This is a genomic window from Mesorhizobium atlanticum (genome assembly GCF_003289965.1).
GTDB classification, from domain to species: domain Bacteria; phylum Pseudomonadota; class Alphaproteobacteria; order Rhizobiales; family Rhizobiaceae; genus Mesorhizobium; species Mesorhizobium atlanticum.
Genome location: NZ_QMBQ01000004.1, coordinates 301,187 through 313,583 on the forward strand (window position 1 = coordinate 301,187; position 12,397 = coordinate 313,583).

Sequence of the window (12,397 nt, forward strand, 5' to 3'; positions counted from 1 at the left end):
GATGGAGGCTGGATTGGCCTTACCCGCATCAAATGCAACGCCGCCCGATCCGGCGCTGGTCGCGCTTCACCGCTTCGGCCTCGGTGCACGACCGGGCGACGAGCTCGGCAAGATCGCCGCCGATCCGCGCGGCTACCTCAAGGCCGAGCTCAAGCAGCGGGACATCGCGCTGATTTCCCCCGACGACCCGAAGGATGCCGGGTTGCTGGACAGCACGGCGGCGATCCAGGCCAGCATGACGGCGGCCATGGAGCGCAAGGAGGCGCGGGATGAGAAGGCGGCGGCCGCCATGCAGCCGATGGCGGCCGATGATCCGGCCGGCCCGGCCGTGGCAAAGGCCAAGCCCGCTGTGCCGCGTGTCGAGGCCGATATCTATCGGCACGAGGCGCAGGCCCGGTTCGAGAAGGCGCTCGCCGCGACGCCCGGTTTCGTCGAGAGGGTGGTCGGCTTCTGGTCGAACCATTTCTGCGTTTCCGCCGCCAAGGCGCCGGTCGTGCGGGCCTCTGCCGGTGCCTTCGAGCGCGAGGCGATCCGCCCCTTCGTGCTCGGCCGCTTCGCCGATATGCTTTTGGCGGTCGAGCATCATCCGGCCATGCTGTTCTATCTCGACAACCAGCAGTCCATCGGCCCGGAGTCGCGCGCCGGCAAAAGGCGCGGACGCGGCCTCAACGAGAACCTTGCCCGCGAGATCCTGGAATTGCACACGCTGGGCGTCGGCAGCGGCTATGCCCAGGCCGACGTCACCAGTTTCGCCGCCATGCTGACCGGCTGGACCATGGCCGGACGCGAGGGGCGGCTGGGAGAGCCGGGAAGCTTCGTCTTCAACGCCAACGCGCACCAGCCGGGCCAGGCGGTGCTGCTCGGCAAGACCTATCCCGACGGCGGCATGGGCCAGGCGGAGGCAGCGCTCAATGACATTGCCCGCCACCCGACCACCGCGCGGCACATCGCCACCAAGCTTGCGCGCCATTTCATCGCGGATGATCCGCCCCCAGCGGCTGTCGCCCGCCTGGCCTCGGTCTTCACCAAGACCGACGGCGACCTGCGCTCGATCGCCTTGACGCTGATCGACATGCCAGAAGCCTGGTCGACGCCGCTCACGAAGCTGCGCTCGCCCTTGGACTATGTCGTGGCGCTGCGACGGGCGGTCGGCGCCACCGCCGGCAACGAACCGCAACGGTCGCTTCGCTGGCTGAGCGTGCTCGGCGAGCCGCTGTGGCAGCCGCCGGGGCCGAACGGCTTTTCCGACCTGACGGACGCATGGACCTCCGCCGAAGGTCTCAAGACGCGGCTGGACATCGCCTGGCAGGCCGCCAAGCTGGCGGACGACATCGGCGATCCCGACGAGATGCTTGAGTCACTGATCGGCACGTCCGTCTCTGCCGAGACAAGGCAGGCGATTTCGCGCGCCGAATCCAAACAGCAGGGCCTGGCCCTGTTGCTGATGGCGCCGGAATTCCAACGGCGGTGACCTGGAGCAATTCCAGGAAAAGTGTGCGGCGGTTTTGGTTCGGAATTGCGTAAAAACAAAGAGTTAGTGGAGATGCGGCCATGAGCCTTCTTTGCGAAACCCCAAGCCTGTCCCGCCGCGCGATGCTGATGACCGGCGGCGCGCTGTTCGCCTGGGCCTATCTGCCGCGCTTCGCGCGCGCGGCCGACAAGCGCGACCCGCGCCTGATCGTCATCGTGCTGCGCGGCGCGCTGGACGGGCTGTCGACGGTCGGGCCGATCGGCGATCCGGACTATGCCGGCCTGCATGGCGACATCGCGCTTTCACTCTCAGGCGCCAACCCGGCATTGCCGCTCGACGGTTTCTTTGCCGTCAATCCGGCAATGCCGGTTTTTGCGCGGCTGTTCAGAGCGGGTCAGGCGGCGGTGGTGCATGCGGCGGCGACCGGCTACCGCGACCGCTCGCATTTCGACGGCCAGGACGTGCTGGAAAGCGGGTTGCCAGGCCCCGGCAATGCCACCACCGGCTGGCTCAACCGGGCTTTGGCCACTATGCCGGCGGGCGAGCGCGTGGCGAAGCTCGGCGGGCTGGCGGTCGGACCTTCGACGCCGCTGGTGATCCGCGGCGCCGCCCCTGTGCTCGGCTGGGCGCCGCAGGCCCTGCCGACCCCCGGCGATGCCTTGGCCGAACGGGTGCTCGACCTCTACAATCATCGTGATCCGGTGCTGGCGGCAGCACTGCAGAAAGGCCTGGACGCCGACCGCATGGCGATGGGCGACCAGTTCGACGGCAAGACGATGAAGCCCAAGGGCGGTCTCGACAATGCCGCCGGCATGCGGCAGTCGGCGCAAGGTGCTGCAAGGCTGATGGCGGCCGATGACGGGCCGCGCATCGCGGCTCTCGCCTTCGACGGCTGGGACACGCATGTCAACGAAGGCGGCGCCACCGGCCGGCTCGCCAATCTTCTCGGCGGCCTCGACGGCGCTTTCGAGGAATTCGAGAAGGGGCTCGGCGAGCGTTGGCAGGACACGGCAATCGTCGCGATCACCGAGTTCGGGCGCACAGCGCGCATCAACGGCACTGTCGGCACCGACCACGGCACCGGCACGGTGGTGCTGCTCGCCGGCGGCGCGATCAAGGGCGGCCGCGTCATCGCCGACTGGCCGGGACTGAAGCCGGCGCAGCTCCATGAAGGCCGCGACCTCGGGCCGACCAGCGACGTGCGCGCGGTGCTGAAGGGGCTGCTTGCCGACCAGTTCGGGCTGTCGGCGGCGGTGCTTGGCGACAAGGTGTTTCCGGAGTCGGCTGCGGTGAGGCCGATGCGGGATTTGGTGGGGTGAGCCCTGAGTTTGCCGGTCAGCGATGACCTTCGGCGCCCGTCAGTTCGTAATCCACGGGCGGAGCGGGAGCGAAGCGGACGCGAAGACCCGAGGATCACGAGGCTGAGGGGCCTCGGCCAATCACGAACGCTGGCGCGGAGGTTTCGAACCTGTGCGTGGGGACCTTAGCCAAACCGCCCGCGACGTTGCCGGCGCGGGCGTCGACGGCGATCGGGGAGCTATCATCAGCTCCAAAAACCGGGGTGCCAGCGGCCGTGATGACAGAAGCCGGGGTGCCAATGGCGCACATGCATCGGGCGGATGATCACGCGGCCGTTCGGCACGCATCTGCCCCAGCGGTTCATGTGCCAGCCGGGACCGCAGCGCCAGCCGACACTCTCGACCGGCAGCGGTGCAGCGCCCGGCTTGACAAGCGGCATGGCCTCAGAGCCGACGGCTGACAGCATCAAAGTGCCGGCGGTCAAGGCAATGGGCAGCAAGTGTTTTGGGAACATGCGTTGTCTCCGTAATTCATCCTACCGCCGTGAAACGGAGGACATCGCCGAAATCCGTTGGAGCGGGACGGATCACATTTTCGTTAGCTTCAATCTGGGGCAGACCGGCCGGCGGTACGCAGGGCAGGCCTTCTTCGCTCCTGACAAATTGATCCATATCAATGAGCGGGGATGTGCCGTGGGCTAGCGTCGGAACAACCGATCGACGGAGATTCTCAAGGCTGAAGGCCGGTTGAAGACGGGAGTTCATAGCGATGATGATCCGCACGCTCTCCACTTTGGAATGCACGAAATTGCTGGCGGCAAACCGCACCGGACACTTGGCATGCGTTAAGGACGGACAACCGTATGTCGTGCCCTTCAACTACGCCTATGCCGACAGTCACCTCTACGCCTTCTCCCTGGTCGGCAAGAAGGTCGACTGGATGCGGGCCAATCCCTTGGTGTGCGTACAAGTGGCGGAACACACGCAGGGGCGGGGGTGGAAAAGCGTGGTCGTCGACGGCCGCTATGAGGAACTGCCGGACCGGATCGGGCACAAAGTTCAGTGCGATCATGCATGGTCGGTGTTGAGCAAACACACCGACTGGTGGGAGCCCGGCGCGCTCAAGCCCGTCACGCCTCTCGCCTCGAGCAGCATGCCGCATATCTTTTTCCGGATTTTTGTCGAGCAGATTTCGGGACGGGAGGCGACTGAATAAGCTGCTCGACGGTTATTGAACCGGGCTGTCGCCAAGCGTCGCCACCGTCTTCAGCCCGCCGTCCAGCATGTCGCCCTTTTCGTCCTTCAGCGCGGCCTCGCGCAAGCGGCGGATCCAGTCGGCGGCGTCGTCGCGGCCTTTGAGCATCGGCAGCGCCGAGAGCACGCGGTCGAATTTCGACTGGGCGCGGGCATGGGTGTCGCTGTAGCCCTTGATCAGGCGGCGGCAGTTCAGGATCTCGGTGGCCAAAGCGTAGTCCTGGCGGGCATGGCTGAGCGCCAGTTCGTACCAGCGCTCCAGATGCTCGGCTTCGACCTTGTGGCGCAGCAGGCGGCGGCGCCAGCGGCGCAGGCCGCCGATGAACCAGAGCATGGCGAAGCCGGTAAAGCTGTCGGTGCGGATGTGGCGGCCGCGATTGATGCGGCGGTCGAGGAAGGCGGCCAGTTTTGGGCGGTTCTCGATGTAGCTGCCGAGCCCCGCCGGCAGCGTGCCGCAGAACTCCTCGATGCGCGGGTGGAAATATTCGGTGACCTGCAACACCGAGCCTTCCTTGACGCCTACCTCCCTGCGCACGCGCTTGTCGCGGGTCGAGCGCGTCTTCAAATCGGCGACGCGGATCATGTCGTCGTAGCACATGGCGTTGGCGAGATGCTTGGCCGCGGCGATCGACAGCGCATAGTCACGTTCCGGCGTATCCAGCGCGAGCGCCTTGTCCAGCCGGTCGAGATATTCGCCGCCATAGGCGATGTCCTGAAAATCGACGACCTTCTTCAGGCCGCGTTCGGCCATGTCGCGCACCGGCTCCGGCAGTGCGGTGACGCGAGCCGCAAGAACCTGCCAGCCCTTCAGCAGGGTTTCCGGGCCGCTGACCTTTGGCGTCGCCTGGACCTCGGAAGCGGCAGGCGCCGACGCCTTCTCGCCCGACGGCGCGGCCGCGATGCCGCGCGCGCGATCACAGGCAGCGCCGAAGGCGGCGAGGCTTGCCTTGACGCCGCGGCCGCCGGCGCCGATCGCCTGCTCGTAGTTTTCGCGCGGGAACGGCAGCGCGTCGGACCCGGCCAAGGCACCGAGCAGGCTGGCCGAAATCATGGTGCCGTTGTCGGCGGCGATCTTTTCCATGTCGAAGGTGATGAGGCGCTTGGCCGCGGCCTCAGCCGTCGCGTGCACCTTTTCCGACGAGGCGCGACCATCGCCCGGCTCGATCTTTTCCGAGACGGCGGCGATGCGGTGCGAAGAGGTGATCAGGGTCGTGCGCTCAGGCGTGACGAAGCCACGGATGATGGCGCGGCCCGCCTCCATCAGCTCGGCGGCGATCAGGATATCGACATCACCCTGCGAGGGCGACAGCGCGAAGACCGGCAGCCGTCCGGTGTCGCGGGCCATCTCGATATAGTAGATCGTGGCGCCGGTACGCTGGGCGACGCCCGCCACGGATGTCGACTGGGCGATGTAGCCGCTGCGCTCGGCGACGTCGGTGATCCAGTCGGCGAGCACGCCGCCGCCCTGGCCGCCAACGGCGAGCACGGCGAGCTTTATCACGCGCTCGTCGTTTGAGGCGCCCGTCTTCGGGCGCAGCGCTGCGCTGGGGTCAAGCATGGGCGAACGTCAAACGGCGGCTCTCGCGGCGGCGCTGCAACAGGCCGATCACGGCGCGGCGCGCGCCTTCGAGGAAACGGTCCCAGCGGCCGGGATTGTGGACGACATCGGCGCGGTAGAAGGACGGGCAGAGCACGGCGGCGTCCGCCACCTCGCCGCAATTGCCGCAGCCGACGCAGTTCTGGTCGATCGATGCGACCGGATCGTCGCGCAGCGGATCGTCGAGCGACTTCACCGACAGCGATGGGCAACCGGAGAGGCGCATGCAGGCATGATCGCCGGTGCAGATATCCTCGTCGACGCCGAATTTCGGCTTCACCACGCGTTCGCCGCCCTTGATCGCCTTGTCGACCAGCGGCTTCTCGCGGCGCTGGCGGTTGAGCATGCATTCGGACGAGGCGACGATGACCTTCGGCCCCTTCTCCTCGGTGGTCAGCGCATCGCGCAGAGCGGCGCGCATCTTGCCGACATCATAGGTGCGGTCGATGTGGCGCAGCCATTTGACGCCCATGCCCTTCACCGCCTCGTCGATCGGATGTTTGGTCGACTTGGTGCGGTTGTTGGCGCGCGAGGACAGGATGTCCTGGCCGCCGGTGGCTGCGGAGTAAAAGTTGTCGACGATGACGATGACGCCGTCATTCTTGTTGAAGACGGCGTTGCCGATCGAGGAGGTGAGGCCGTTGTGCCAGAAACCGCCGTCGCCGACGAAAGAGATCGAGCGGCGTTTGGCGTCCGGCGAGTTGAAGGCCGAGGCCGAGGCCGGGCCCAACCCGTAGCCCATGGTGGTGGCGCCGAGCTCGAAGGGCGGCATGATCGAGAAGAGATGGCAGCCGATATCGGAGGCGATGTGGTGCTTGCCGAGCTCCTGCTCGACAAGCTTGGTCGCGGCGAAGATCGGCCGCTCCGGGCAGCCGACGCAGAAGCCCGGCGGACGTCCAGGCACGACGTTGATGAGATCGGCGGTATCGACGCCCTCGCCCAATTTGTTCGGCGCGCGCACCTCGCCCGGCAAGAGATGCGGGGCATTGGCGCGCAGGAAGGAGCCGATGCCGTCGAGCATCACCTGCCCGGTATATTCGCCGGCCATCGGCAGATGCTCCTTGCCGACCAGCCTGGTTCCGCGCCCGGCCTTGTGCAGCATGGCCGCGAAAGCCTGCTCGATGTAGTTGGGCTGCCCCTCCTCGACGACCAGCACCGCCTGCTTGCCTTCGCAGAAGGACAGGAACTCGTCGTCCACCAGCGGATAGACGGCGTTCAGCACGTAGAGCGGGACGTCAGTATCGCCATAGGTGTCGGCAAGGCCAAGCCGCTGCAGCGCGCGGATGACGGAGTTGTACATGCCGCCCTGCATGACGATGCCGACCGAGCCGTGGTCCGGCCCGAACATTTCGTTGATCTTGCGGCTCTTGATGAAATCGACCGCCGCCGGCCAACGCTTGGCGACCTTCTCCTTCTCATGCAGGAAGGAGGCGGGCGGCAGCACGATGCGGCCGGTGTCGCGGCGCGGCGCCGCCAGCGCGTCGGCGACCGACATTGGCGGGCGCTTGTTGTCCTTGGCGATGAAGTGGCCATGCACGTGGCAGCAACGGATGCGCACCTGCAGCATCACGGGTGTGTTCGACGCCTCGGACAGCTCGAAGCCGTCCTCGACCGCCTTGACGATCGAGGGCAGGTTCGGGCGCGGATCGAGCAGCCACACCTGGCTCTTCATGGCGAAGGCATGGCTGCGCTCCTGCATGATGGAGGAGCCCTCGCCATAGTCCTCGCCGACGATGATCAGCGCGCCGCCGGTGACGCCGCCGGACGCCAGATTGGCGAGCGCGTCGGACGCGACATTGGTGCCGACCGTCGACTTGAACGTGGCGGCGCCGCGGATGGGGTAATGCACCGAAGCGGCAAGCATGGCGGTGGCGGTCGCCTCCGAGGCGCTTGCCTCGAAATGCACGCCGAGCTCGCCCAGGATATCCTGCGCGTCGGCCAGCACATCCATCAGATGGCTGATCGGCGCGCCCTGATAGCCGCCGACATAGCCGACGCCGCATTGCAAGAGCGCCTTGGTGATGGCGAGGATGCCCTCGCCGGCGAATTCCTCGCCGGCCCCTAACCTCAGCTTTTCCACTTCCTTGGCAAAAGACCGTTCGGCCATCTCTGCCTCCTTCCGTTGCCGCAACCAGGCGGCGCGTACGTCAACTCAGATGTCGTGCTTGCGGATATTCTTCAGCATCTTCTGCAGGATCGCGATCAGCGCGGCATATTCGGCATCGTCGACACCGTCGAACATCGCTTCGAACGCGTCATGCATGGCCGGCCAGGCGCGGGTGAACAGCGCGCGGCCTTCATCGGTCAGGAACACATGGCGGATGCGGCTGTCGGTGACGCCCTGCTCGCGCCGCACAAGGCCCTGGCCTTCCAGCGTGTCGAGCGTGCGGCTCAAGGTCGACTGCTCGATCACCGTATAGACCGAGAGGTCGTTGACGGTGACGCCGTCGGTGACCGAGAGCACGGCGAGCGTCCGCACCTGGGGAATGGTAAGACCCTGCTTACGGAAGTCGTCACGCAAAGTGGCGTTGTATCGGCCCATGATGCGGTTCATCAGATAGGGGGCGAATTGCTGCAGGCCGATCTGGCCGAGGGTCGAGATGCGCTGACGCTTTTCGAGAGGTTTCTGATCCATCAGAGCCTCCCCGCCAAAAGGAAGCCGGAGCCGCCGCCGAGACCGGCGCCGGGATGGGTCGAGGCACCGATATGGTAGAGGCCCCTGATGCCGGTCTCGTGGTTGCGGCTTGCCTTGAACGGCCGCCACAGGAAGGACTGGTCGATGGTGGACGAGCCGCCATAGGGATCGCCGCCGACCAGATTGATGTTCATCGCCTCGAGGTCGGCCGGCGAATAGGCGCGGCGCGCGATGACCGTGTCGCGGAAACCGTCGATGTGGCTGGCGAGGATCGCCTCGACGCGGTCGGCATAGGCTTCGCGCAACGCTTCGGTCCAGCGCCCATCAGCCGGGGCATTCAGCTTGCCGGCGGCATCGCCCTTGATGTGGCGCGGCGCTTCCGGAAGCTGCAACCACAAGATCGCCTTGCCTTCCGGGCAGCGCGAGGGATCGAGCGCGTGCGGCTGGCCGACGCAGATGGTCGGCACTTCCGGCAGCAGGCCGCGCACCGCCTCGTTGCAGGCTTTCGAAACGCCGTCCAAACCCGGCGTCAGATGCAGCAGCGCCACCTTGTCGAGGCCCCCGCCGCGCCAGGCGGGCGGCTTGTTCAGCGCATAGTGGACCTGGAAATTGCCCTTGCCATAGCGATAGGCCTGCGTGGCCTTGGTTGCCGCCTCCGGCGCGTCCCTGCCGAGCAGGCGGCCGTAAAGCTGTGTCGGCGTGACCGAGCAGATGACGCTCTTCGTGGCCGTCACCGTTTCGCCGGACGCGAGCCGCACGCCGGAGGCGCGGCCACCGGCCTGGACGATGGAGGCGACATCGGCATTGACGCGAATCTCGCCGCCGCGTTCCTTGATCAGCGCCTCGAAGGCGGCGAGCAGGTTTTTCGCGCCGCCCTTGACGATCGGCGCGCCTGCGGCCTCCAGCGCGAAGGCGATGACCTTGGCGATCTGGCCGGAGAAGGCGTCCTCCGGCCCAAGTCCGGCATGCAGCACCCAGGGCGCCCAAAGCGCGCGGACGGTATCGGAATTGTAAGTCGTTTCCAGCCAGCCGCGCGCCGGCACCAGCGCCTCGCCCATGAAGGCGGCGAGGTTCCGCGGACCGCGCCGCCAAGCCTCGCCGGCCAGCAGCTTGGTTGTCGGGTAGGACCAGAGCGCGCCGCCGAGCAGGCCGAACAGCAAGCCGGCATTGCGCTCGATGTCGCCGACATCGGTGCCGTGACGGTCGCCGTCGCCGGAGACGATCCGGTTCAGCGCCGCGATGTTGGCGGCGCGGTCGGTGGTGAGCACGGCATGGCTGCCGTCGGGCCGAAGCACGCCGGTCGGTGTGGCGGTGTGGCAGAAATCCAGCCCGTGCCGCGCAAGGTCCTTGCCGAGCGCGGCAAAGGCCGGCGAGGTGATGAACAGCACGAAGGTCGTCGCCATCACATCGTGGACGAAGCCCGGCACTGTCGCCTCCTCGGTGCGCATGCAGCCGCCGATCCGGTCGTTGCGCTCGAGCACGAGCACCTTGGCGCCCTTGGCGCCAAGCATCGCCGCGCAGACCAGGGCGTTGATGCCGCTGCCGACGATGATGTGATCGACGTCGCTCATCGTCGTGGCCTTGGCTTAACCCCGCGGCACCAGCGCCAGCGCGCGGATCGGGCTGCCGGTGCCGCGCTCGATCTTGAGCGGGGCGGCGATCAGGATCGCGCCCTTCGGCGGCAGCTGGTCGAGATTGCAGAGGCTGGCGAGGCCGTAGCGATTGGCCTTGTGCATCAGCGTGTGCGCCGGGAACGGCGGCTCCATGCCGCCGGCCTTGCCGGCATCGGTGCCGATCGTCTCCGAGCCCCAGCCCTTGATGTCCTTGCTGATCAGGAATTGGATGGCCTCGGCCGTCGGGCCGGGCGTGTGCGGGCCGGTCTCGTTGGCGTTGAGGAACTCGGCTTCCGAGCCGTTGCGCTTGTACCAGTCGGTGCGCATCACCACCCACTCGCCGGGGTTGATGGCGCCGTGCTTGGCCTCCCAGGCCTTAATGTGGTCGACGGTGAGCAGGAAATCGTGATCGGCGGCGGCCTCTTTCGAGCAATCGATGACGTTGACCGGGCCGATGAAATTCTGCGCCGGAATGGTGTCGGTGGCGCCGTCCGGATAGTCCTTGCCGGTGATCCAGTGCTGCGGCGCGTCGAAATGCGTGCCCGAATGCTCGCCGAGCTTCAGCCAGTTCCAGGCCCACCACGGACCGTTCTTGTCGTATTTGGAAATCTCATGGATCTCGACCTTCGGCGTGTCGACGGCGAGTTCCGGCGGCAGCTTGATCAGCGGCGTGTTCGGTCCGAGCGGCGCCGTCAGGTCGACCACCTTGATGTCGCCCGAGAGCAGTTGGCCGGCGACCTCGCCGAGGAGTTTCTGCGTGTCCATGGTCTTTGTTCCCTCTTGTCTCTGATGATCAAGGCTCGTTGCGGCCCTTAATATACCTACTAGACGAAAACATATGCATCTGCAATTATCTTTAAGCATAAAGCATTTTGGGGCGGGGCGTGAGCGAGTTCGACGCCATCTTTGTCGGGGCGGGCCACAACAGTCTGGCATGCGCCGCGCATTTGGCGCTCAAAGGCTGGAAAATAGCGGTTTTCGAGCGCAGCCAAGCGATCGGCGGTGCGGTGCGGACTGCCGAATACACGCTTCCCGGCTTCCGCCACGATTTCGGCGCGATGAATTTGAGCCTCTTTGCGGGCTCCGCCTTCCACCGGAAATATGCAAATGAATTGAAAAGCCACGGGTTGGAGTTCGCGCCCGTGGCCGATTGTTTCGCCAGCGCCTTCCCGGATGGGAAATGGTTCGGCGTCAGCAACGACCTTGAAAAGACCGCATCGCGGCTGGCCGCCTTCTCCGCGGCGGACGCGGCCACATGGCGAAAACTGGTCGCCGCCTTCCCGGGTGAGGCCGAACATCTGTTCCGCTTGCTGGGTTCACCGATGAGCGCAAGGGCGTTGGCCGGCACGGGCTGGAATCTCTGGCGCAAGAAGGGCTTCGCCGGCGCGCTCGATACGGCCCGATTGCTGCTGTCATCGCCGCGTGCATGGCTTGAGGAAAATTTCGAGACGCCGCATGTCCGCACGACGCTCGCCGCCTGGGGCATGCATCTCGACTTCGCGCCCGACATCGCCGGCGGTGCCGTATTCCCCTACCTGGAATCGATGGCCAACCAGAGTTTCGGCATGGTGTTGGGCAAGGGCGGCGCCGATACGATCGTCGGCGCGCTCGCCGGCATGCTGAAGGCGGCCGGCGGGCAGATCACGACCGGCGCGGATGTCGCCGAGATTATGGTGGCCGGCGGTAAGGCAACCGGCGTGCGGCTGGCATCCGGCGAAACCCATAACGCGAACAAGGCCGTCATTGCCGGCGTCGCGCCGAAAGCGCTGCCGGGCAAGCTGCTGCCCAATGGCTCCGGCGACGCCGGCTTCGACGCGGCGATGAAGAAATTCCGTCACGCGCCGGGTACGATGATGATCCATCTGGCGATGGACGACCTGCCGGACTGGAGCGCCGGCGCGGAGCTTCGCCGGTTCGCCTATGTGCATCTGGCGCCCTCGCTCGACGCCATGTCGCGCACCTACCAGCAGGCGAATGCCGGCCTGCTGCCCGACCAGCCGGTGCTGGTCGTCGGCCAGCCGACGGCGGTCGATCCCTCACGAGCGCCGCAAGGCAAGCATGTGCTGTGGGTTCAGGTGCGCATGCTGCCGGCGGAGATTGCCGGAGACGCAGCCGGCAAGATCGCGCCTGCCCACTGGGATGCGGTCAAGGACGCCTATGCCGAGCGCGTGCTCGATATCATCGAGAGCTATGCGCCCGGGCTGCGCAGCAAGATCCTTGGCCGCGCGACGTTCTCGCCGCTCGATCTCGAGCGCGAAAACCCGAACCTCGTCGGCGGCGACCAGATCTGCGGCAGCCACCATCTGTCGCAGAATTTCCTCTTCCGCCCGGCGCGGTCCTTCGCACGCTGGAACACGCCGGTCTCGAACCTCTACCTCACCGGCGCGGCGACATGGCCGGGCGCCGGCACGGGCGCGGGCTCCGGCTACATGCTCGCCCAACAACTGGGAGGGAACTAGAGCATGATCCCGAAAAGTGGGAACCGGCTTTCGGAGAAAGATCATGCTCCACCAAAGAGCTAGAATTCCA

At 66.4% G+C, this 12,397-nt stretch carries 10 protein-coding genes; 4 read left to right on the forward strand and 6 right to left on the reverse strand.

Translation table 11 applies throughout. The annotated features are described in order from the left end of the window. Position 1: 1 nt before the first annotated feature. Both DPM35_RS15155 and DPM35_RS15160 read left to right on the forward strand, forming a co-directional pair. Complete coding sequence (locus DPM35_RS15155) at positions 2-1,471, forward strand: DUF1800 domain-containing protein (RefSeq protein ID WP_112128081.1); 1,470 nt, start codon at positions 2-4, stop codon at positions 1,469-1,471. Positions 1,472-1,551: 80 nt separating this feature from the next. After that, positions 1,552-2,790, forward strand: coding sequence for a DUF1501 domain-containing protein (locus DPM35_RS15160; RefSeq protein WP_112128082.1), 1,239 nt, complete (start codon positions 1,552-1,554; stop codon positions 2,788-2,790). A gap of 224 nt (positions 2,791-3,014) precedes the next feature. Here DPM35_RS15160 and DPM35_RS15165 read toward each other — a convergent pair whose 3' ends face one another. Then, positions 3,015-3,284: a GCG_CRPN prefix-to-repeats domain-containing protein gene (locus tag DPM35_RS15165; protein ID WP_112128083.1), complete on the reverse strand. Its 270-nt coding sequence runs from the start codon at positions 3,282-3,284 to the stop codon at positions 3,015-3,017. Positions 3,285-3,538: 254 nt separating this feature from the next. On the opposite strand from DPM35_RS15165, the gene DPM35_RS15175 reads away from it, so the two are divergent. Beyond that, a complete protein-coding gene (locus DPM35_RS15175; protein WP_112128085.1) occupies positions 3,539-3,985 on the forward strand; it encodes a pyridoxamine 5'-phosphate oxidase family protein in 447 nt (148 codons plus the stop codon). Positions 3,986-3,997: 12 nt separating this feature from the next. Here the strand turns inward: DPM35_RS15175 and DPM35_RS15180 are convergent, their stop codons facing one another. The 5 genes from DPM35_RS15180 to DPM35_RS15200 are packed head-to-tail and all read right to left on the reverse strand — an operon-like array spanning position 3,998 to position 10,633. Further along, positions 3,998-5,581, reverse strand: a complete 1,584-nt coding sequence (locus tag DPM35_RS15180) for an indolepyruvate oxidoreductase subunit beta family protein (protein WP_112128086.1) — start codon at positions 5,579-5,581, stop codon at positions 3,998-4,000. After that, positions 5,574-7,727, reverse strand: coding sequence for a thiamine pyrophosphate-dependent enzyme (locus DPM35_RS15185; protein ID WP_112128485.1), 2,154 nt, complete (start codon positions 7,725-7,727; stop codon positions 5,574-5,576). The genes DPM35_RS15180 and DPM35_RS15185 overlap by 8 nt, the downstream gene beginning before the upstream one ends. Before the next feature lie 45 nt (positions 7,728-7,772). Continuing rightward, positions 7,773-8,255 carry a MarR family winged helix-turn-helix transcriptional regulator gene (locus DPM35_RS15190; RefSeq protein WP_112128087.1) on the reverse strand — a complete coding sequence of 161 codons (483 nt, stop codon included), beginning with the start codon at positions 8,253-8,255 and terminating at the stop codon, positions 7,773-7,775. Further along, positions 8,255-9,826 carry a phytoene desaturase family protein gene (locus DPM35_RS15195; RefSeq protein ID WP_112128088.1) on the reverse strand — a complete coding sequence of 524 codons (1,572 nt, stop codon included), beginning with the start codon at positions 9,824-9,826 and terminating at the stop codon, positions 8,255-8,257. Before DPM35_RS15195 ends, DPM35_RS15190 begins: the two co-directional genes overlap by 1 nt. A gap of 15 nt (positions 9,827-9,841) precedes the next feature. Beyond that, positions 9,842-10,633 carry a cyclase family protein gene (locus DPM35_RS15200; protein ID WP_112128089.1) on the reverse strand — a complete coding sequence of 264 codons (792 nt, stop codon included), beginning with the start codon at positions 10,631-10,633 and terminating at the stop codon, positions 9,842-9,844. A 119-nt stretch (positions 10,634-10,752) separates the two neighbouring features. On the opposite strand from DPM35_RS15200, the gene DPM35_RS15205 reads away from it, so the two are divergent. Further along, complete coding sequence (locus tag DPM35_RS15205; RefSeq protein ID WP_112128090.1) at positions 10,753-12,327, forward strand: phytoene desaturase family protein; 1,575 nt, start codon at positions 10,753-10,755, stop codon at positions 12,325-12,327. Positions 12,328-12,397: the final 70 nt, after the last annotated feature.